This window comes from Streptomyces sp. JNUCC 64, assembly GCF_054484115.1.
In genome coordinates, this window is record NZ_CM137015.1 from 7,520,246 (window position 1) to 7,540,233 (window position 19,988).

The 19,988-nt window shown below is 75.1% G+C and carries 22 protein-coding genes and 1 riboswitch; of the genes, 7 read left to right on the forward strand and 15 right to left on the reverse strand.

From position 1 onward, the window contains the following. The first annotated feature begins 154 nt into the window (after positions 1–154). Positions 155–982, forward strand: coding sequence for a GNAT family N-acetyltransferase (locus tag ACVWNX_RS31085; RefSeq protein WP_454411518.1), 828 nt, complete (start codon positions 155–157; stop codon positions 980–982). 174 nt (positions 983–1,156) lie between these two features. On the opposite strand, the gene ACVWNX_RS31090 is transcribed toward ACVWNX_RS31085, so the two are convergent. Then, on the reverse strand, positions 1,157–1,675 hold the full coding sequence (locus tag ACVWNX_RS31090; protein ID WP_454411519.1) for a hypothetical protein: 519 nt from the start codon (positions 1,673–1,675) through the stop codon (positions 1,157–1,159). A gap of 227 nt (positions 1,676–1,902) precedes the next feature. After that, entirely contained in the window at positions 1,903–3,042 is a 1,140-nt protein-coding gene (locus ACVWNX_RS31095; RefSeq protein ID WP_454411520.1) for a fibronectin type III domain-containing protein, read from the reverse strand. A gap of 277 nt (positions 3,043–3,319) precedes the next feature. Between ACVWNX_RS31095 and ACVWNX_RS31100 the strand changes: the two genes are divergently transcribed. Continuing rightward, the gene (locus tag ACVWNX_RS31100; RefSeq protein ID WP_454411521.1) at positions 3,320–4,072 is read left to right on the forward strand and encodes a glycoside hydrolase family 75 protein; all 753 of its coding nucleotides are present in this window, start codon (positions 3,320–3,322) and stop codon (positions 4,070–4,072) included. Between the two features lie 19 nt (positions 4,073–4,091). On the opposite strand, the gene ACVWNX_RS31105 is transcribed toward ACVWNX_RS31100, so the two are convergent. The 5 genes from ACVWNX_RS31105 to ACVWNX_RS31125 form a co-directional block, all read right to left on the reverse strand. Then, positions 4,092–4,532: a PTS sugar transporter subunit IIA domain-containing protein gene (locus ACVWNX_RS31105; RefSeq protein ID WP_454411522.1), complete on the reverse strand. Its 441-nt coding sequence runs from the start codon at positions 4,530–4,532 to the stop codon at positions 4,092–4,094. Beyond that, the gene (gene dhaL / locus ACVWNX_RS31110) at positions 4,525–5,151 is read right to left on the reverse strand and encodes a dihydroxyacetone kinase subunit DhaL (protein WP_454411523.1); all 627 of its coding nucleotides are present in this window, start codon (positions 5,149–5,151) and stop codon (positions 4,525–4,527) included. The genes ACVWNX_RS31105 and dhaL overlap by 8 nt, the downstream gene beginning before the upstream one ends. A 46-nt stretch (positions 5,152–5,197) precedes the next feature. Then, entirely contained in the window at positions 5,198–6,190 is a 993-nt protein-coding gene (dhaK, locus tag ACVWNX_RS31115; protein ID WP_454411524.1) for a dihydroxyacetone kinase subunit DhaK, read from the reverse strand. Between the two features lie 329 nt (positions 6,191–6,519). Continuing rightward, a complete protein-coding gene (locus tag ACVWNX_RS31120; RefSeq protein ID WP_454411525.1) occupies positions 6,520–7,938 on the reverse strand; it encodes an MFS transporter in 1,419 nt (472 codons plus the stop codon). After that, on the reverse strand, positions 7,935–8,702 hold the full coding sequence (locus ACVWNX_RS31125) for an ArsR/SmtB family transcription factor (RefSeq protein WP_454411526.1): 768 nt from the start codon (positions 8,700–8,702) through the stop codon (positions 7,935–7,937). Before ACVWNX_RS31125 ends, ACVWNX_RS31120 begins: the two co-directional genes overlap by 4 nt. A 141-nt stretch (positions 8,703–8,843) precedes the next feature. On the opposite strand from ACVWNX_RS31125, the gene ACVWNX_RS31130 reads away from it, so the two are divergent. The 3 genes from ACVWNX_RS31130 (at position 8,844) to ACVWNX_RS31140 (ending at position 10,337) form a co-directional block, all read left to right on the forward strand. Further along, positions 8,844–9,152: an ArsR/SmtB family transcription factor gene (locus ACVWNX_RS31130; protein ID WP_454411527.1), complete on the forward strand. Its 309-nt coding sequence runs from the start codon at positions 8,844–8,846 to the stop codon at positions 9,150–9,152. Then, positions 9,149–9,541, forward strand: a complete 393-nt coding sequence (locus ACVWNX_RS31135) for a VOC family protein (protein WP_454411528.1) — start codon at positions 9,149–9,151, stop codon at positions 9,539–9,541. Before ACVWNX_RS31130 ends, ACVWNX_RS31135 begins: the two co-directional genes overlap by 4 nt. A 130-nt stretch (positions 9,542–9,671) precedes the next feature. Beyond that, a complete protein-coding gene (locus tag ACVWNX_RS31140; RefSeq protein ID WP_454411529.1) occupies positions 9,672–10,337 on the forward strand; it encodes a hypothetical protein in 666 nt (221 codons plus the stop codon). Positions 10,338–10,521: 184 nt separating this feature from the next. Here ACVWNX_RS31140 and ACVWNX_RS31145 read toward each other — a convergent pair whose 3' ends face one another. After that, on the reverse strand, positions 10,522–11,091 hold the full coding sequence (locus ACVWNX_RS31145) for a TetR/AcrR family transcriptional regulator (protein ID WP_454411530.1): 570 nt from the start codon (positions 11,089–11,091) through the stop codon (positions 10,522–10,524). A 66-nt stretch (positions 11,092–11,157) separates the two neighbouring features. Between ACVWNX_RS31145 and ACVWNX_RS31150 the strand changes: the two genes are divergently transcribed. Then, entirely contained in the window at positions 11,158–13,209 is a 2,052-nt protein-coding gene (locus ACVWNX_RS31150) for an ABC transporter ATP-binding protein (RefSeq protein ID WP_454411531.1), read from the forward strand. Positions 13,210–13,255: 46 nt separating this feature from the next. Next, entirely contained in the window at positions 13,256–13,561 is a 306-nt protein-coding gene (locus tag ACVWNX_RS31155) for a DUF7677 family protein (RefSeq protein ID WP_454411532.1), read from the forward strand. 158 nt (positions 13,562–13,719) lie between these two features. Here the strand turns inward: ACVWNX_RS31155 and ACVWNX_RS31160 are convergent, their stop codons facing one another. From ACVWNX_RS31160 to ACVWNX_RS31190, 7 genes are all read right to left on the reverse strand, one after another. After that, positions 13,720–14,385, reverse strand: coding sequence for a (2Fe-2S)-binding protein (locus tag ACVWNX_RS31160; protein WP_454415007.1), 666 nt, complete (start codon positions 14,383–14,385; stop codon positions 13,720–13,722). Positions 14,386–14,600: 215 nt separating this feature from the next. Further along, the gene (locus ACVWNX_RS31165; protein ID WP_454411533.1) at positions 14,601–15,458 is read right to left on the reverse strand and encodes an ABC transporter ATP-binding protein; all 858 of its coding nucleotides are present in this window, start codon (positions 15,456–15,458) and stop codon (positions 14,601–14,603) included. Beyond that, positions 15,431–16,432: a FecCD family ABC transporter permease gene (locus ACVWNX_RS31170; RefSeq protein WP_454415008.1), complete on the reverse strand. Its 1,002-nt coding sequence runs from the start codon at positions 16,430–16,432 to the stop codon at positions 15,431–15,433. The genes ACVWNX_RS31165 and ACVWNX_RS31170 overlap by 28 nt, the downstream gene beginning before the upstream one ends. 107 nt (positions 16,433–16,539) lie before the next feature. Next, the gene (locus tag ACVWNX_RS31175) at positions 16,540–17,526 is read right to left on the reverse strand and encodes an ABC transporter substrate-binding protein (protein WP_454411534.1); all 987 of its coding nucleotides are present in this window, start codon (positions 17,524–17,526) and stop codon (positions 16,540–16,542) included. Positions 17,527–17,591: 65 nt separating this feature from the next. Next, complete coding sequence (locus ACVWNX_RS31180) at positions 17,592–17,987, reverse strand: (2Fe-2S) ferredoxin domain-containing protein (protein WP_454411535.1); 396 nt, start codon at positions 17,985–17,987, stop codon at positions 17,592–17,594. 60 nt (positions 17,988–18,047) lie between these two features. Beyond that, positions 18,048–18,207: riboswitch (cobalamin riboswitch) on the reverse strand. 112 nt (positions 18,208–18,319) lie between these two features. Beyond that, on the reverse strand, positions 18,320–18,958 hold the full coding sequence (locus ACVWNX_RS31185; RefSeq protein ID WP_454411536.1) for a sigma-70 family RNA polymerase sigma factor: 639 nt from the start codon (positions 18,956–18,958) through the stop codon (positions 18,320–18,322). A 150-nt stretch (positions 18,959–19,108) separates the two neighbouring features. After that, positions 19,109–19,789, reverse strand: a complete 681-nt coding sequence (locus ACVWNX_RS31190; protein ID WP_454411537.1) for a hypothetical protein — start codon at positions 19,787–19,789, stop codon at positions 19,109–19,111. Positions 19,790–19,988 lie beyond the last annotated feature (199 nt).

Consider the following 19,988-nt stretch of genomic DNA (forward strand, 5'->3'; position numbering starts at 1 on the left):
ACCCGGTGACGGCCCCGGTGACGGGCTCCGGCCCACCGGGCGTTGCGGGTGTGTGAACTCCCCTCCGGCCCGGGAATACGGACGCCGCGACCGCCCTTGGAGCCGATTGGCGCGGGTGGGGGCCCACTCGCGCGCACGAGCGAGAGGGAAGTCCATGCCGAAGACGTACGCGTCCACCAGTGGCGGCGGGTCGGGGGCCGGGGTGTCCGGGGACCCCCGTGCCACCCCGCCGTCCGCTCCCGCCCTGAGCCGGGAGAGCGCCCTGACCGGTGTTCCGCACATCCTCGACAACCCGGCCCTCGCCGCCCTCGAAGGGCCGCACGCGCATCTGGCCGAACGGCGCGGCCGGATCGTCCGCTACCCGCTGGACGTCTCGCCCTGGATCGGTCTGCCCCCCGACCCGGGCCCCCGGGACTGGGCGGACCTCGCGGCGCTCTACGGACCGGACCGGGAGGTCCCCCTGCCGGGGGTGCGGGCGGAACTGCCCGAGGGCTGGTCCACCGTCTCGCTGGGCGAGGGCGTCCAGCTCGTGGACGACGGGGTGGAGCCCGCGCACGACCCCGAGACGGTACGGCTCGGGCCCGCCGACGTGCCCGAGATGCTGGACCTGGTGGCCCGCACCCGGCCGGGCCCCTTCCTGCCCCGCACCATCGAACTCGGCACCTACCTCGGCATCCGCCGGGACGGCGCGCTGATCGCGATGGCCGGGGAGCGGCTGCGCCCGCCCGGCTGGACGGAGATCAGCGCGGTCTGCACCGACCCCGCCCACCGGGGGCAGGGCCTCGCCGCCCGGCTGGTGCGGGCGGTGGCGGCCGGTATCGCCGACCGGGGAGAGTCGCCGTTCATGCACGCCTCGGCCGGGAACACCGACGCCATCCGCATCTATCTGAAGCTGGGCTTCGCCCTGCGCCGGACCGCCGAGTTCGGCTCCATCCGCACTCCGGCGGCGGTCGGGGAGGCGTCCCGCGCCGCCGTCGGCTGACCCGCGCGGCCCTCGGCCTCCGCCCTGCGGCCGTCGGCGGCCGTCGGTGGTCCCCGGCGGTCCCGCGCGGTCCCCGGCTCCCGGGTGCCGCCGCCGGCCGCCCGGAGGCGGAGGACGGAACGCCGGACGGCCGCCGCCCCGGGAACGGGACGGCGGCCGTCGGGCCGGAGGGGGTCAGTGCCGGTGCGGACGCGCCCTGCGCCGCAGGTGGAGCACGGTCCCGGCGACCGCGGCGGCGACCAGGGCGGCACCGGCCGCCAGGGTCAGCTCCCGGTGGTCGGTGGAACCGCCGCCCAGTCCGCCCCGGACCCCGGCGGGCGCGGTCGTCGCCGAGACGGTGGGCACCGCGTTGACGGTCACCGACTGGCTTCCGGCGGTGGTCCCGTCCGCGCACACCACCACCACGGTGTACGTGCCCGAACCGACCCCCGTCCACTCGCCGGACTGGGTGGCGCCCGGGGCGAGGGTGATCTGCCGTCCCTGGACGACGTTCGCCTGGGTGCCGCTGAGCAGGGAGGCCGTACCGCCCCGGGCGCAGGCCGAGGTGCTCACCCGCACCGTCGGCCCGTTGGACGTCACGCTGACGCCCGTGACGCCGGTGCCCCCGGCGACGGCGGGCGCGGCGAACCCCAGGAGGAGCGCGGCGGCGGCCACCGCCGGTGTGGTGCGGACGGATATCCGAGTGGTGCGCATGAGTCTGCCCTCCGGCCGCACGGCTGGCGGAACGTCCGTTGCGCCGCCGGGGGTGGGAAGTCGTCCGTGCCGCCCTGAGCCGAGCCAACGGCCGGATCCGGTCCTCCGCACCCGGACGCGGCCCGGGCAGGTGACGGGCTCCCGCGTCCGGGGGAACGGATCCGCCGCCGCGTCACCCGCACGGGCCCCGCCCCCCGGTGCCGGGACCCGTGCGGACCGTCGGCGCGTCAGTCCCGGCCGGTCACCACCGTCCGCTCCGCCGAGTACGCCCCGAACGTCCCGTCCGGCAGCATCGCCTGGATGCGCACCCGGTAGGTGACGCCCTTCTTCTGGTCCAGGTAGAAGCTGTGCTCGGCGCGCCCGGCCGGGGGCTCGCCGCCCCAGACCAGGGAGGTGGTCTGCTTCCGGTCGAGCTGGATGCGGTACTGCATGACGACCGCGTCGGTCTTCGGCGGCTCCCAGGACAGCTCCAGGTAGTACGCCCCGTCCTTCTTCCGGGTCGTCGCCCGGAAGTCGGTGGGCGCGGTCCCGCGCGCGTCGGCGGTGCCCTCGGCGGTGGTCAGCCGCACCTCGCGGCTGGCTCCGGAGGAGTTGTCCGCCGCGTCCCGGGCCTTGACCGTGAAGACGTACGCGGTGTCCGGGCGCAGACCGGTCACCACGGTCCGGGTGTCCTCGGGACCCGCGCTGTGGATCTTCGTGCCCGACTGGTAGACGTCGTAGGAGACGACGCCCTGGTCGTCGGTGGACTTCCGCCAGGTCAGCAGGGCGCTCCGGGCGCCCTGGGCGCGTCCGGTCAGCTCGCCCGGCACGGTCGGCGCCTTCTTGTCCGCGCGGGTGGCCTTGGGGGTGGTCACGGTGACGGGACGGCTGCGGGGGCTGAGGGTGCCCCGGTCGTCGCGGGCGCGGACGGTGAACGAGTAGGAGGAGGAGGGGTCGAGGCCGGTGACGTCGACCATGTACTGCTCGCCGGACAGCTCCTTGACCTTCTTGTCGCCCTGGTAGACCTCGTACCCCTCGACCTTGGCGCCGGGGCCGGGCCGGTTCCACATCACGTGGACGCTGCTGGAGCTGCCCGCCTGCGCGGTCACGCCGATGGGGGCGGCGGGCGGGGCGACCGCAGCCTCCTCCCCGAGCAGCCCGCAGGAGGCCAGCAGGAACGCGGCGGCGGTCAGGGGCAGGGCGCGGACGATCCCGGCGCGCGGGGAGCGCCGGGCACGGGTCGTCGGGCCGCTCGGGACGGAGCTGGCGGAGCTGGCGGAACTTGTGGGGCGGCCGGGGTCGGTGGGACCGACAGGGGTGCCGGAGCCGTGCGGGCCGGTGGGGTCGACGGGGGTGGGGGGAACACGCCGTGGGGGGATGGTGCGCACCGTGGTGCCTTCCGGTCGGGTGGCATTGGTACAGACCTATATGGCACGGATGGCGAGTCCACATCAAGAGGTTGACGGTTGTTCTTCTGGTCACGGCTGTTCTTCCGGGCGCGGCGAGGGGCCGTCGGTCACGGCCGGGGGGCCGTCCGGGTCACGACACGCCGTGCCGACGCCCGCGCGGCCCCCCGTCCGGCCCCCTCGTGGGAGAGGCGGACCGCCGAACGGGAACGGCTCTGTGGCAGTTCGTCATGAGTCGTCCACGGAAGGTCTGTTCATCGTGCGCAACCGAACGGCGGTCCTGGCCACCGCCCTCGGCACCGTCCTGCTCGTGCCCGGCGCCCTGTCCGCCGACGCCCTGCCCCCCGCCCCCCGGCCGGCGCCGGGGACCACCGACCCGGCCGTCCCCGCCGACGGCCGGGCCCCCGACGAGGGCACCGTCCCCGCCGCCGGACTGCTCGCGGCGGTCCGGGGCTGCGACCGGGTCTCGGCGGGCTCCTACCGCACGGACGCCTCGGCGGCCCGGGCCACCGTGCCCGTCTGCGGGAAGCCCGGGGTCGTGTACTGGAAGGCCGACCTGGACGTCGACTGCGACGGACGCCCCGGCACCCACTGCAACGCGCGCACCGACCCGCACTTCTCCGCCATGACCGCCTTCACCCAGTCCGACGGCCGCTACCTCAGCGCCGAACGGCTGCCGTTCGTCGTGGTGCCCGCCCCCAGCGCCCGCTGGCGCTACGCCGACCACGGCGTCCGGGGCGGCAGCGCCGTCGCCGTCGTGTACCGGGACCGGGTGCTCTACGGGGTCGTCGGGGACACCGGGCCCGCCGGGATCATCGGCGAGGCGTCCCACGCGGCGGCGAAGGCCCTCGGCATCCCCGCCGACCCCCGCACCGGCGGCGTTGCGTCCGGGGTCACGTACATCGTCTTCACCGGGACCCGGGTGCGGCCCATCGAGAGCCACCGGGCCGCCGTCACCGAGGGCGAGCGCCTGGCGCGGGCCCTGGTGGCCCGGCGGGCCGCCACCGGGTGACCGCGCCCGGCCGCCGCCGTCACTCCTTGCGGTAGGCGTACGCCTCGGTGGCCGCCGCGGCCACCGAGGCCAGGTCCGCGCCGGTGGCCGCGGTCACCACCGCCGCCACCGCGCCCTCCAGGAACGGCGCGTCCACCAGCCGTGTCCCCGCCGGGAGTTCGTCGCCCTCCGCCAGCAGGGCCTTGACCGTGAGCACCGCGCTGCCGAGGTCCACCAGGACCGCCACGCCCGCGCCCCGGTCCACCCGCGCCGCCGCGGCGGCGATCAGCTCCGCGCTCGTCCCGAGGCCGCCGCCCTCCGTACCGCCCGCCGCGGCCACTGGGGCGGGCGCGCCGCCCGCCGCCAGCCCCGCAGCCAGCGCGGCCACCGCCTCCGCGACGGCCGCGCTGTGCGACACCAGGACGATCCCCACCACCGCCTCGCCGGGCCGGGCGTCCGCCAGCCGGGTCCCGTCACTCATCCCCGTCCCCTCCCCGGGCCGTGCCCAGCGCCGCGACCAGCAGCGCCGACGAGGTCGCCCCCGGGTCCTGGTGGCCGACGCTGCGCTCGCCGAGGTAGCTCGCCCGGCCCTTGCGGGCCAGCATCGGGATGGTGGCGGCGGCCCCCCGGTCGGCGGCGGCCCGCGCCGCCGCGAAGGTCCCGCCCCCGGTCAGCGCCTCGACCGCGGGCAGCAGGGCGTCCAGCATGGTCTTGTCGCCGGGCGCGGCCCCGCCGAGCGCCGCCACCGCGTCCACCCCGGTGCGCAGCGCGTCCGCGAACGCGGCCCGGGAGACCTCGGGGGCGTCCCCCAGGGCCTTGCCGGTGCGCCGCAGCAGCGTTCCGTAGAGGGGGCCCGAGGCGCCGCCCACACGGGAGATGAGCTGACGGCCAGCGAGGACCAGCACGGCGCCCGGGGTGGTGGGCGGCGGGGCGGCGGGATCGTCCAGGGCGTTCACCACGGCGGTGAAGCCACGGCGCAGATTGCCGCCGTGGTCGGCGTCCCCGATGGGGGAGTCGAGTTCGGTGAGCCGGTCCGCCTCGCGGTCCACGGACGCGGCGGTCGCGGTCATCCAGCGGCGGAAGAACTCGGTGTCGAGCAAGGGAACTCCTTGAAGGCGTGACGGTGGCGGTCGGGACGGCGGTCGGTCACCGTCCCCAGCGCAGCGCGGGGGTGCTGACCGGCGCGTCCCACAGCCGCAGCAGCTCCTCGTCCACCTGACAGAGCGTCACCGAGGCGCCCGCCATGTCCAGGGACGTCACGTAGTCGCCCACGAGGTTGCGCACCACCGGGACCCCGCGCTCCCCGAGCACCCGCCGCACCTCCGCGTTGAACCCGTACAGCTCCAGCAGCGGCGTCGCGCCCATGCCGTTGACCAGGACGAGCACCGGGTTCCTTGGGTCCAGGTCGTCCAGGACGGTGTGCACCGCGAAGTCGGCGATCTCCCGCGAGGTCATCATCGGCCGCCGCTCCCGGCCCGGCTCCCCGTGGATGCCGATGCCCAGCTCCAGTTCACCGGGCGGCAGGTCGAAGGTCGGGCTGCCCTTGGCCGGGGTGGTCACCGAGCTGAGCGCCACCCCGAAGCTGCGGGCGTTCGCGTTGACCCGCCGGGCGACGGCCGCCACCCGGTCCAGCGGCATCCCCTCCTCGGCGGCGGCCCCCGCGATCTTCTCCACGAACAGGGTCGCGCCGGTGCCCCGCCGCCCGGCGGTGTACAGGCTGTCGGTGACGGCCACGTCATCGTTCACCAGGACCTTCGCCACCTGGATGCCCTCGTCCTGGGCGAGTTCGGCGGCCATGTCGAAGTTGAGGACGTCACCCGTGTAGTTCTTGACGACGAAGAGCACGCCCGCCCCGCCGTCCACGGCCGCCGCCGCCCGCACCATCTGGTCGGGGACGGGCGAGGTGAAGACCTCGCCCGGGCAGGCCGCCGAGAGCATCCCCGGGCCCACGAAGCCGCCGTGCAGCGGCTCGTGCCCGGAGCCTCCGCCGGACACCAGCCCGACCTGGCCCGCGACCGGCGCGTCACGGCGCACGATCACCCGGTTCGCCACGTCGACGGTCAGCTCCGGATGGGCCGCCGCCAGACCCCGCAGGGCGTCGGAGACCACCGTTTCGGCCACGTTGATGAGCATGCGCAAGAGGTTCCTCCAGGGGAGCGTTCCGGCGGCCGTGCGTGCGGTCGTCCCGGTCGGGCCGACCGGTCCCAGTATCGAAGACGGCGGGGGGAACGGGCAGTGCCCCGCCGCCGAATGTCGTAACCCGTTCCGATCGGTTCGCCCGGTGCCCCGTCCCGGTGACCTGTTCCGGTCCCCCGTCCCGTTCGCTTGGCCGGTCCGGTCCATCTGACCCCGGCTGTCCCGTCCCGTCCCCTCGTTCACCCGGTCCTCTCGTTCACCCGGCCCGTCCGGCCCGCCTCGTTCCGCCCGGTCCGTCCGGTCCGTCCCGTTCGTCAGCGGCCTCCGGTCCGTCAGGCCGTCTCGTGGACCTGGTCCGTCCCGTCGGCCCGGTGCGTTCCATCGGCCCGGTTCGCCCGGTGGACGGGGTCCGCGCGTCCCGGCCGGTGCGCTCCGCGTCGCCACAACAGGGCCGCGCCCAGCAGCGGCACCGCGCCCAGCGACCACGGCACCGGTCCCGCCGGGAGCGCGGCGACGACCAGCCCCGTGGCGGCACCGGCCAGTTGCAGCACCAGGGACTGCACCGACAGGGCGGTGGCCCGCGCGGACGAGGGCACCGCGCGGTGCAGCACCTCGTTCTCGTTGGGGCCCGCCACCCCCAGCCCCAGGTACAGCAGTCCGTAGCCGACCGCCGCCAGCGCCCACCACGGCGGACCGGACGCGGCGGCGGTCGCCCCGAGCAGCAGCAGCCCGGCCGCGCACACCGTCAGCCCCGCGAGGACCGCCCGCTCCCCGCCGCCCGTCAGCCGGGCCGCCGCCGGGGCGAGTTGACTGCCGAGGGCCGAGCAGAGGAACCCGGCGCAGGCCAGCCCGGCGAGCAGCGCCGCCGCCGACTCCGCCGCCCCCGTCAGCGCCGCCGTCCGCCCGGGGGTGAGCAGTTCGACGGTGGAGAGGGCGCCCCCGGCCGCCGCCGCGCTCAGCAGCACCCTGCGCACCAGCGCGTCACGACCGCCGAGCCGCAGCCCGGCGACGACGGTCGCGGGCACGCCCCGCACCACCGAGGGCAGCGGTACCGGCGGTCGGGGGGCCTCCCGCAGCGCCGTCAGCGCGTACCCCGCGAAGCCCAGGGCGAGCACCGAACCCAGCAGCGGCGGCAGGGACAGCGGCAGCACCAGCCCGGAGGTCGCCGAGGCGAGCCGGTCGCCCGCGCCGGTGCCCAGCAGCCAGGGCACGGCGCCGCCGAGCAGGGTGCCGACCGCGAGCGCGGCGGAGGTCGCCGTGCCGCCGCGCGCCAGTCCGGTGCGCAGCTCGGCGTCCGGCCCGTCGGCCGCCTGGACGGTGTCCACGTACCAGGCTTCGGCGGGGCCGCTCGACAGGGCGCGGCCCGCGCCCATCAGCGCCATGCCCGCGGTGAGCACCCAGGGGGCGGTGCCGAGGCCCTGGAGGGCGAAGGCGACGGCGTTGAGCACTCCGGCGGCGGCGAGGACCGCGCGCCGTCCCAGGACGTCCGACAGCCCGCCGGTGGGCAGTTCGAGGGCGGCGGCGGTCAGGGAGTGGGCGGCGAAGAACCCGGCGACGGCGGCGAGGGGCATCCCGCGTTCGGTGAACAGCAGGACCAGCGGGGCGATGGTCAGCCCGATCGGCAGCCAGAAGAGCGCGCAGGCCGTGACGTAGCGCCGACGGGCGGCGAGGGCCCCGATCGACGGTGACGGTGACGGTGACTGTGACGGTGACGGCGGCGGCGGTATGGACGGGTGGGGGCCGCTGGTCACGGGGTGGGCCCGTCGTCGTCCGTGCCGGAGCGCGTGCCGGACGGGCGGGAGGTTTCGGGGAGGGGCCCGGGTCCGGCGTGGGACGCGGGGCCGTGCCCGGGGTCGGGGACGGGCTCAGGGACCGGGCCGGGACCGGGCTCCGGGAGGCCGTCGTCCGGGGCGGGGGTCGCGGTGGGAAGCGGGTCGGGGGCCAGCGGCAGTCCGGCCGTCAGCAGGACGACCTGCCGGGCGCGCGGGTCGTCGGCGTCCCGGGCGGTCAGTTCGGCGAGCCGCTCCTCGAAGGTCCGCCACAGTTCGCTCACCGACTCGGGGGTCAGCAGGGGGAGCAGATCGGTGATCCCGGCGGGCTCCCGCCACTCCTCGTCGAGCCGTCCGGCCGCCATGTCCTCCTCGTGCCGGGCGAGGGAGGCGGCGAGGTGCTCCACCTGGCGCCGCCGCAGGGCGCTGACCGCGGCCAGCCCGCCGGGGGAGGCGGCCATCGCCGTGTTGCTCCAGGTGGTGAGGGAGTGGGCGGACCGCCAGCGGCGCTCCCGTCCGTCCCGGTGCTCGGCCTCGGTGACGAACGCGTACTTCGCCAGGACCCTCAGGTGGTAGCTGGTGGACGCGGAGGACTCCCCGGTGCGGGCGGCCAGTTCGCTGGCGGTGGCCGGACCGTGCTGGCGCAGCAGCCCCAGCAGCCGGATCCGCAGGGGGTGGGTGAGGGCCTTGAGGGCGTCGGCGTCCGTCTCGGGATCGAGGGCGCGGTGGTGCTCTTCGCTGGTCACCCGGTGAGCGTAGAACGACCGGAGCACTTTGCCAAAGTATTTTTGCAGAATTTATTTGGGGGTTTGGGCGGTCGGCCCGAGTGGCCGGACGGGCGCGCCGTCCCCGACTTGATAGGCAAGTCGCCACTTGCCTATCCTGTGGTGGTGGCCGATGACGACCTCTTCAAAGCCCTGGCGGACCCCACCCGCCGGACCATCCTCGACGTGCTCGCGGAGAAGTCCGGGCAGACGCTGTTCGAGATCTGCTCACGGCTGAGCGCGAGGCGTCAGCCCGGCATCTCGCGGCAGGCGGTCTCCCAGCACCTCGCCGTGCTGGAGAGCGCCGGGCTCGTCGGGACCAGGCGGGAGGGCCGCTGTAAGTTCCACGACCTGGACACGGCCCCGTTGCGGCGGATCGCCGGGCGATGGTCCGCGCCCGACCCATCCGGACCGGAGGAGAGCACCCCATGAGAATCCATCTGACCAGCGTCTTCGTCGACGACCAGGCCAAGGCCCTGGCCTTCTACACCGAGGTCCTCGGCTTCGTGAAGAAGTACGACGTCCCGCTGGGCGGCGGGGCCCGGTGGCTGACGGTGGTCTCGCCCGACGCGCCCGGCGGCACCGAACTCCTCCTGGAGCCCGCCGGTCACCCGGCCGTCAAGCCCTACCGCGACGCGCTCGTCGAGGACGGCATCCCGCTCGCCCAGTTCGCCGTCGACGACGTGAGGGCGGAGTACGGGCGGCTGAGCGGTCTCGGCGTCCGCTTCACCCAGGAGCCCCTGGAGGCGGGACCCGTCACCACGGCCGTCTTCGACGACACCTGCGGCAACCTGATCCAGATCGCGACACAGCCCCGGTAGGCGGGCGTTGTCCCTGCCGCCGGGGCCCCGTCACCGGCGACCGTGCGGCTGGGGGCGACCGCCGATCTGTCTGGCCGTGCTGTGGTCGGGCGGTCGACGCGCACGGAAGTGGCGGCGATACTCTGACCGGGTGAGCGACGGTATCGCGTGGATCGGTGCGAACTACTACACCCCCTCCCCTTCACCGGGCCGGCCCGGCATGTTCGGCGACATCTCCCTGACGCTGGTCAGAGGCGTCGGGACGGACGAGTTCCTCATCAACCTAGGCGCAGACTTCGATGAGTTGGCCGCCCGCACCCCGTGCGTGGACCTGCGCTTTCCGGCTGGGCGGCCTGGACAGCCCTCCCCGGATCTCAACCGTGCCATGTACGGCACCTGTGGAGAGTGGACGTACGTCCTGGAGGACTGGGGCATGGCGACCTGGGCGACCGGCTACCAGGGCAAGGTCGAGTCGATGCTTCCGTGCGAGGGCGAGGAGGTTCTCTGTCTGACCGCCAACCGCTTCAGCCCCCCGGCTCTGATCATCCATGCGCCTGACGCCCGCGCGTACCGGGCTGATTTCGGCACGGACACCGGGCGGGACTCGGCTCTGGACGCCGCCCTCAAGGACGCGGGCGCGGTGTTCCCGTCGATCCCTGAGGCCGATGCGCACGAAGTCGTCGCGTACTTCGAAGAACACGGCGAGCATCTGCCCGGGCGGGTGTTCGCCGCGGTGGGCGCGTACACCGGCGTGGTCATCGACCAGGAGGCGGTGGGAACCGGTGCCCTTCCCGGCCTTCTCATCGCCCCGGCCTGACCGCCGAACGCGTACCTGAACCGGCCCCCACCCGTTCGCGGGGCGAGGCCGACTCCCTTGGGCTCGACGCGAGTCGATCCGCGAACGGAACGCGGATCACCGGCTGACCGGTGCCCGTGCCGTACTCGCGGGTGCCGTCGGCGCGTCCGCGCGTCCAGCCAGTGGGGGGACGGGTCGGCCCGCGCTATTCGGCGCCCACCGCCTTGGTGAGGGAGAGCAGGCAGGAGGTCAGCGCCTCGTGCTTGGGGGCGCCCCGGTCGCGGACGTGCGTCCAGGCGGTGTAGAGCACCGCCCACAGCAGCTGTTCGATCCAGGCATCGCCGAGCCGGGCGTCCAGCGTGCCCTCCGCGCGGCCCCGGGCCAGCAGTTCCCGCAGGACCCGGTCGGCGGGGGAGTCGGGCTCGTCGCCCTGTTCCTCCTCCCACTCCGGGCCGAGCAGCATCACCACGTCCCCGAGGTCGAACAGTTCGTGGACGAGACGGCGCAGGCCCTCCAGGGCCGTGCCCTCCCCGGTGCGCGCCCGGTCGGCCGCCTCGTCGATCCGCTCGGAGGCGTACGCGGAGAGCGCGGCGAGGAGCGCGGCGCGGTCCGCGAAGTAGCGCTGGAGGGTGCTCCGGGCCACCCCCGCGGTGTCGGCCACCCGGCTCAGGGGGGCGGAGCGGTCCTCGCTGAGGACCGTCACGGCGGCGTCGAGGATCGTCCGGCGGGTCCGTGACCGGGTGCGGGATTCCCCCGGCGGCATCTGCTTCAGCACGCCGTCAGTCTAGGGGTGCGGGTATTCGGTTGCCGTTTATCGGCTCCTCATGCTCTTATCTGGGTCATGAATGACCGATTTATTGTTCCGACCGCCCCACCCGACGCCGCTCCCGTCACGGTCGCCGCTTCCGGAGCGGCCCCGCGCCCACCCCGTTTCGCCCGGCTGCGGACCCTGTGGGGCTTCGCCCGTCCCCACCGGGGCGGCCTCGGCCTCGGACTGCTGCTCGCCCTGGCCGGTTCCGCGATGGAACTCGCCACCCCCATGGCCACCAAACTCGTCCTCGACTCCCTCACCGGTGACGTCCACCTCGCCCGGCCGATCACGGTCCTGCTCGTCCTGCTCGTCGTGGGCGCGGCCGTGGGCCTCTGGCAGACCGTCCTGCTGGGCACCATCGCCGAGCGGATCGTGCGCGACGCCCGCGCGTCCGTGGTCCGCCACTACTTCCGCGCGGCCCCGCTCCCGCTCGCCGCCCGGTCCACCGGGGAACTCGCCACCCGGGTCACCTCCGACACCGTGCTGCTGCGCGAGGCCGCCTCCTCCAGCGTCGTCGGCCTGGTCAACGGCACGGTCCTGCTGATCGGCACCCTGGTGCTGATGGGCGTCCTCGACCCGGTCCTGCTGGCGGTCACGGTCGGCGCCGTCCTCGCGGTCGGGGTGGTCTTCATGGTGCTGATGCCCGCCATCGCCACCGAGCAGGAGAAGGCCCAGGAGGCCCTCGGCCGGATGGGCGGAACCCTGGAGGGCGCGCTGCGCGCCCTGCGGACCGTCAAGGCGGCCCGCGCCGAGGAGCGGGTCGCCGAACGCGTCGTGGACCACGCGCGGACGGCCGCCGGACACGGCGTCGCCGCCGTGCGCAGGGAAGCCGTCGCCTGGACCGTCGCCTACGGCGGCATCCAGCTCGCCGTCATCGGCATCCTCGGCCTCGGCGCCTGGCGGGTCTCCACCGGAGCCCTGGAGGTGTCCAGCCTGATCGCCTTCCTCCTCTACACCTTCGGCCTCATGGGCCCGGTCACCGAACTGTCCGGCCACGTCACCTCGGTGCAGTCGGGCATCGCCGCCGCCGCGCGCATCCGCGAGGTCGGGGAGATCCCGCTGGAGGACGCCTCCCCGACGCCGGACCGTCCGGCGCGGGGCACCACCGCCCACCGGCCCGGGACGGCCGAACCGGGGTGGGGCGTCCGGCCCGGGACCGCCGACCCGGGCGCCCCACGGGACGCGGTCCGCCGCACCGCGCCCACCGCACGGCCCCTGATCGAGCTGCGGAACGTCACCGCCCGCTACGCCCCCGGCGCCGAACCCGCCGTACGGAACCTGGACCTGGACATCCCCGCCCGGGGGCACACCGCGATCGTCGGCCCCTCCGGCGCGGGCAAGACCACCCTGTTCTCCCTGCTGCTGCGCTTCGTCCACCCGGAGGACGGCACGCTCCGGCTGGACGGCACCGACTACACCCGGCTGGCCGCCGCCGACATCCGTGGTCGCTTCGCCTACGTGGAACAGGACACCCCCCTGCTCCCCGGCTCGGTCCGCGACAACATGCTGCTCGCCCACCCGGACGCCACGGACGACGACCTCTACCGTGCCCTGGACGGGGTCCGGCTGGGCGACCACGTGCGCACGCTGCCCGACGGGCTGGGCACCGAACTGACGCCCACCTCGCTCTCCGGCGGGCAGCGGCAGCGCGTCGCCCTCGCCCGGGCCCTGCTCCACGCCCCGGAGGTGCTGCTCCTGGACGAGGCCACCGCCCAGATCGACGCGCTGACGGAGGCCGCCGTCACCGAACACGTCCGCGCCCACGCCGACCGCGCGGCCGTCGTCTCCATCGCGCACCGGCTCTCGACGGTCGTCGGCGCGGACCGGATCGTCGTCATGGAGAAGGGCGTCGTCCGCGCGACCGGCACCCACCGCGAACTCCTGCGGACCGACGGGCTCTACCGGGGGCTGGTGGACGCCCTGCACATGTCCGCCGACGCCCCCGGGCCGACGACCGCGACCCCCGGGCCGGCCGACGCCTGCGGCCCGACGGTGACCTCCGGCCCGGCCGACGCCTCCGGATCCGCCGGGCGCGGGGTGCCCGGCGGCCGGAGCGGGGACGGCGGCGTCCTCCGTGTGTGAGGAGCCGGTGCCGGACCGCGGGCCGGGCGCCGGGCATGATGCGCTGATGGGACATCTGCCTGTCGACGTGCGCGCCTCGCTCCGGCTCTTCGCCTTCTACCTGGCGAACGGCACTATCGACGTCGACCTGCTCGACGGGTTCGACTACCGCCCGACGGTCTTCCACTCCGGCTCCTCCCTGGAGCGGGTCTTCGCGATCTACGGCAATGTGCTGCGGGTCGACGCGGACGGCCAGGTGACCAACGGAGGGGAGGCGGAGTACCGGGTCGCGCAGTGGATCCGGGCGTGCTGCGACCCGGACTACCGGGTCGAGCCGCCGTTCGAGGACTGGGAGACGGAACTCCACCTCTGAGGCGCGGGCCCGTCACACGGCGCCCGGTCGACCGCTCCGGGCGGCGGGCCGCGACGGAGGCTTCCCGGTGCCAGGGGCCCGGGTGCGGTCCGCCCGGGCGCCCGCTGTTCCGGTCGTCCGGGCCAGCGGGAGCAGCGGGGCCAGCAGGGGGCGACGGGTCAGCCCCTCGCGCCCAGCGAGCAGTCGCCGCACGGAGCCCCCTCCGGGGCCCGGTAGTACAGACAGCAGCTCCGTCGCCGGAAGGTCAGCGCGGGGCCGGTGATCCTGCCGGTCCCGGCCAGGCGGCCGGTGCTCAGCAGCCGGTCCACCAGGGGCGTCAGCCGCCCACGGGCCTCCGGGCGGGCGGCGAGCACCGCCCGGCCCGCCTCGACCAGGGCGGAGGCGGTGTTCCCGTCGAGGAGCCGGGGGGCCACCCGGACGGGCAGTCCGTCGCGCAGCGCGTCCAGCCGCCGGACGACCACCGTGTCGTACAGCTCGTCGGCGAGCCGGGCGGTCCGGCGGTCCGCGTACCGCCCGGTGGCGCGCGGCAGCCGGAGTGCCGGGCCCTCGTCGGCGCGCTGGAGCCCGGTGAGGTCGGGCACCACACCGTGCAGCACGGCGCAGGCGAGGACCGGGGACCACAGCCGGGCGGCGTGGCCGAGCTGGGTGATGGAGGCGGCGACCCGTGGTTCACGGCTGCGGTGCCGGGCCGCCGTCGCCGCGATCAGATCGGGCAGGCCGTGCGGGTACGCCGTGTCGAGGGGGTGCCAGCCGTCGTCGGGGCCGCCGACCCGCAGGACGAAGAAGCCGCCGAGGTCCGCCACGTCGGCGAGCGCGGCGGCCACCTCGGCCTCGGGGGCCGGGGACCCGCCCCGCGCGCCCCGGGCGGCGCCCGCCGTACCTTCCCCCGTACCTGCCGTCGCGCCAGCCGTGTTCGCCCCGGTCGCCCCGGTCGCCCCGGTCGCCCCGGTCGCCCCGGTCGCCCCGGTCGCCGCTGCCGTCGCCGTGTCCGCCACGCCTGCCGTGACCGTGTCCCCCGCGCGGGGGCGGCGGCCGGTGGTCACGGGCGGGGCGCCGGCGCCGGTTCCGCGTCCCCGGTCAGCAGGGTGACGTGGGGGACCCCGGTGCGCGGATGGGTGCCCACCTCCGCCTCCACCCGGTACACGGAGGACAGCAGTTCCGGGGTGAGGACCTCCGCCGGAGGGCCCAGCGCGACCACCCGGCCCGCCTCCAGGACGCAGATCCGGTCGCAGAACGCGGCGGCCAGATTGAGGTCGTGCAGGGCGACGACCGCGGTGACCCCGAGCCGCCGCACCAGCCGCAGCACGTCCAACTGGTGCCGCAGATCGAGGTGGTTGGTCGGTTCGTCCAGCACCATGGTGCCCGGCCGCTGCGCCAGCGCGCGGGCGATCAGCACCCGTTGCTTCTCCCCGCCGGACAGCCGCTCGAACGCGGCGTCGGCGAGGTGGGCCACGTCCAGGCGGGTCAGGGCGTCGGTGATGACGGTCCGGTCGTGCGCGTCGTCGCCCGCGAACGCCCGCTTGTGCGGGGTGCGGCCCATCGCCACCACGTCGTAGACCGTCAGCTCGAAGTCGCCCGCGCTCTCCTGGAGCACCGCCGCCAGCCGCCGGGCGAGCCGTTTGCCGGGCAGCCGCCACACGTCCTCGCCGTCCAGCAGCACCCGTCCCGCGGTGGGCCGCAGGGTCCGGTAGACGGTGCGCAGCAGCGTCGACTTGCCCGCGCCGTTGGGCCCGGCGAGTCCGACCACCTCCCCGGGCGCCACCCGCAGGGACACCCCCGACACCAGCGCCCGGCCGCCCGCGACGACCGTCACGTCCTCGATGTCCAGCGCTCCTGGCGCGGCCGTGCCGTCCTGGCCCACCGGTGCCGTCATGCCGTCCTCCGTCGCATCAGCCACAGGAAGAACGGTCCGCCGACCAGGGCGGTGAGGATGCCGACGGGGACCTCCTCCGGGCTCATCAGGGTCCGTGCCGCGAGGTCCGCGGCGATCAGGAACGCGGCGCCGAGCAGCGCGGCCGCGGGCAGCGCCCGGCGGTGGTCGGCGCCCACCAGCAGCCGCACGATGTGCGGCATGATCAGACCGACGAATCCGATCTGGCCGCTGACCGCCACGATGGTGCCGATCATCAGGGCGACGACGGTGAACATCCCCGCCCGGAAGCGGTGCACGTCCAGTCCGAGCGCGGTCGCCGCCTCCTCCCCGGCCAGCAGCAGGTTCAGCGGACGGCTCACCCCCAGCAGCACCGCCGTCCCGGCGAGCACCACCACGGCCGGGATCCAGAGCATGTCCCAGGTGGTGCCCGCGAGTCCGCCGAGCATCCAGCGCAGCGCGGACTGCGTCTTGTGCGGGTCGTTCGAGGTGACGATGAGGAAGCTGGCGAGCGCCGACAGCACCTCCGCCATCGCGACGCCCGCGAGGACCAGCCGGATGGTGGTCATCCGTCCGCCGGACCTGGCCAGCAGGTACACGGCGACCAGCGCGGCGAGCGCCCCGCAGAACGCGGCGATCGGCAGGGTCGCCAGCCCGAACACGGTGATGTTGAGGACCAGGACGGCGACCGCGCCGACCGACGCGCCCGAGGAGACCCCGAGCAGCATCGGATCGGCCAACGGGTTGCGGACCAGGGCCTGCAGCGCGGTCCCGGCGACGGCGAGTCCCGCGCCGACGACCGCGCACAGCAGCACCCTCGGCAGCCGGACCTCCATGACGATGGTCTCCCGCACCGGGGTCCAGTCGACCTCGGCGAGGCCGGGGTGGATCCGGTGCAGCAGGATGCTCCACACCTGTCCGGCGGGGACCCCGACCGAGCCGACGGCGACGCCCGCCGTCGCCGCCACCAGCACCAGCGCGGCCAGCCCCGCGAGGACCAGCGGATAGGGCGCCCGGACCCGCCCGGTCCGTCCGACCCGCCCGGGGGCCGGGTCGGACGGCTTCGCGGTGTCCGGCGCGCCGAGGGCCGCCGTGCGGGGCGCGCCCGTCACCGGAAGCGGGCCGGGTGCAGCTGGCGGGCGAGGTCGGTGACGCCGGACGGGACCCGGACGCCGAGCACGGTGGAGGAGAGCGGCAGCACCGCGAACCGCTTGTTCTTGATCGCCGGGACGTCCTTCAGCGCGGGGTTCGCGAGCAGGAACCGCTTCTTCTGGGCGACGGTCTGGTCGCCGTAGTCGTAGATGACGATGGCGTCCGGGGCGCGCTCGGCGACCTGCTCGAAGGAGACGTCGCCGAACTGCTTGTCCAGGTCGTCGAAGACGTTCTTGCCGCCCGCCTTCTCGATCATCTCGTTGCCGATGCCCGCGCCGCCCGCGGTGAACGCGGTCTTGTCTCCGCTGTCGTAGACGAACACGTCGACGGGCTCGACCTCGCCGAGCTTCTCCTCGACGGAGCCGAGGGCGGCACGGACCTTACGGATCTCCCGATCCGCCCGGTCCGGCACTCCGAAGATCTTCCCGACGGTCCGCAGTTCCGTCTCGATCAGCTTCATCGTCACCGGCCCGGAGGGGCACTCCTCGACGTTCACGTACGAGTCGACGCCCGCCTTGGTGAGGGCGGCCCGGCCGCGCCCCTCCTTCTCGTCGAAGCCGCTGTCGAAGCCCGCGTAGGCGAAGTCGGGTTCGGCGGAGAGCAGTGCCTCCACCGACGGGTACTCGTCGGAGATGACCTTGACGCCCTGGTAGGCCCGCTCGTACTCGGGGAGGATCTCGTCGTCGAGGTAGGCGGTGCCCGCCATCGACTTCTCCAGCCCGAGGGCCAGCAGGATCTCGGTGACGTGCTGGTTCAGGGTGACCGCGCGCCGGGGCGGACGCTCGTAGGTGGTCTTCACCCCGCAGTTCTCGACGGTGACGGGGAAGCCCTCGGGGGCGTCGCCGGACGCGCCGGACTTCCCGTCGTCCCCGCCCCCGCCGGTGCCGCAGCCCGCCATCAGGAAGACGGCGGCGGTCAGCAGGGAGACAGAGCGTCTGCTCATGGTGTGGTGGTCCTCTCACCGCGCGACGGCACACGAGGGTGCGCCCGCGCGGTCGGTTCGTGGGATCAGCGGCCGTCGACGGACGGGGCGGCGGTACGGGCCCGCCGGGGCGGGTCGAAGACGTACAGGTCCAGGACGTCCGGCGGCTCGGCGACGCCGGGGCCACCGGCCCGGACCCAGGTGATGACGTCCTCGGTGGCGGCGGGGTCGTTGACGAGGCCGAGCCAGACGGGGCGGGCTCCGGCCGCGCGTCCCGTGGCGGACGGGCGCACCACGATCACATTGGCCTGGTCGCAGACGTCCAGACAGTCGGAGACCGTCACCTGTGTTTCATCGCGCAGCCGCGCGAGTTGCGCGGCGTGGTCGACACCGGGCAGTTTCCTGGCGCTGCCGCAGCAGCAGTCGCGGCACACCACGACCCGGCACGGCACCGGATCGTCGGCCGACGGCCCTTCGGGCATCCCGACTCACTCCCCCCTCTGGGGAGATCCGCCCCAGTTCTGTCGAGGAGGCGACCGCGTGAGTCTCCTGGCTCTCGGGTCTGCGCTCGCCCCGCCCTTCCCACCCGCGTAGGGGCAGTGGGCCGTTCGGGGTCCGCTCGCCGATCACAGTGGCGGGACCGCACCGGATTCGCACCGGTTTCCTCGTTCCGCCGTCGCCTTTCCGCGTCATCATGACAGACCGGGCGCCCGGACCGGTACGTCCGGGGCGCGGTTGCCGCGCAGGTCACACGGCGGGCGGCGAACGGCCCCCGGCGCGGGCGGCGGCCGACCGCCCGCGCCGGAGGGGTGGTTCAGGCGGCGACCAGGGCCGGGGCGGCGCCGGGTCCGTCCACCCAGTGGGCGGCGAGGTCCCGGCGGGCCCGGGCCACCCGGGAGCGGATGGTGCCCACCGGGCAGTCGAGCACCTCCGCGGCCTCGGCGTAGGAGAGGCCGAGGAGCCGGGTCAGGGCGAACGCCTGCCGCCGTCCGGGTTCCAGGGCGTCGAGCGCGTCCATGAAGGCCACCGACTCCTCGAAGCCGGGCAGATGCCGGGGCTGGGCGCGTTCGGCGGCGGTCAGCCAGTCGGAGGTGTCGGCGATCCGGGGGCGGGCGGAGGCCCGGCGCAGCCGGTCCACGACGACCCGGCGGGCGATGGCGAGCAGCCAGGTCCGGGCGCAGGAGCGGCCCGCGAACCCGCTGAGGCTGGTCAGCGCGCGCAGGAAGGTCTCCTGCGCCAGGTCCTCCGAGCCCGGTACGTCGGTGGTGAGGTGGGCGACGAACCGCCGTACGTCGTCGTAGGTGGCGTGGACGAAGAGTTCGGCGGCCCGCCGGTCGCCGAGTCCGGCGGCCAGCGCCCAGGTGGTGATCTCCGCGTCGCGGTGGGCGTGGCGGTGCGCGGTGGCGCCGCCGCGCGGAGCGCTGGTCAGGATGGTCCTTGGTGCATAAGGCATGACAAATCGTCCTTCGCGTCCGGGAGGAGCCCGGTAAGGGTGAGGAAAACGGATCAGTCGGAAGTCCCTGGCCCGGACCGCCCGTTCCCGTCGGTCCCGCGTGGGGTGGGGGAGGAAGGGAGGGGGTCGGGCCGGAACGCCGACGGGGGGTCAGGACGCGAAGGAGGGAGGGCCCCGCCGGGGAGTCGCGCGCAACAGTGCGAGCGGGGTGGGCAGCCGGTCGGAGCCCCGGTGGTCGGTGGGCCACGGGGTGGTCATGGGCAGGGCGTGCGCACCGCCCAGCGTCATCGCGACGAACCGCGGCAGCAATCCCCCGAGGAACAGCGCCAGCGCCCGGCCGAGTTGGGCGAGGGAACGTTCCCCCCGCCAGAGCCACCAGCCGCACACCACCCCGGCGAGCGCGTGGGCGCCCGCCATCCCCGAGGTCAGCGCCGCGGGGTCGAACAGGCTTCCCAGCGCGCGGAGTACGGCGTCCCCGGCGTCGGTCGCGGCCGTGCCCCCGTGTTCCCCGGAGGTGACGACGGACATCCGGTGCCCGGTGTGGGCGCCGTGCGCCGCCGTGGGGTCCGGACCGTGCGCCAGTCCGAACAGGGTGTGCAGCATCAACTGCGCCGCCGCGCTCGCCCCGATGACCGTCGCGGCGGAACGTTCCCGCCGGGCCAGCCGCCAGGCGAGCAGCGTCATCGGGACCAGGGCGAGGAGATAGCTCCGGAGCGTGGGGGAGGTCCCCGACGCCAGGTCGTGTCCGAGCCCGGACACCACGACGCACACGGCGACGAGGACCGCCGTGTGGGCGACGCGGAGTGCGGTTCCGGCTCCCATGGTGGTCATGGTGCCAGCGCGATACGGGTCCGGGGTAAGGGCTTTGACCGGACAGTTGGCGCGTTCGAGCCCGTTTCCGGACAGCCGGTTACTGTGACCCATGTCACAGAAGATCGCCGGGAACCTTCCGCCTCCCGCATCCGACTACTGGGGCGACTCGTCGGGTCCGTCCCCACGCGGCCCGCTGCCACACGACGGAAGGTGAGCC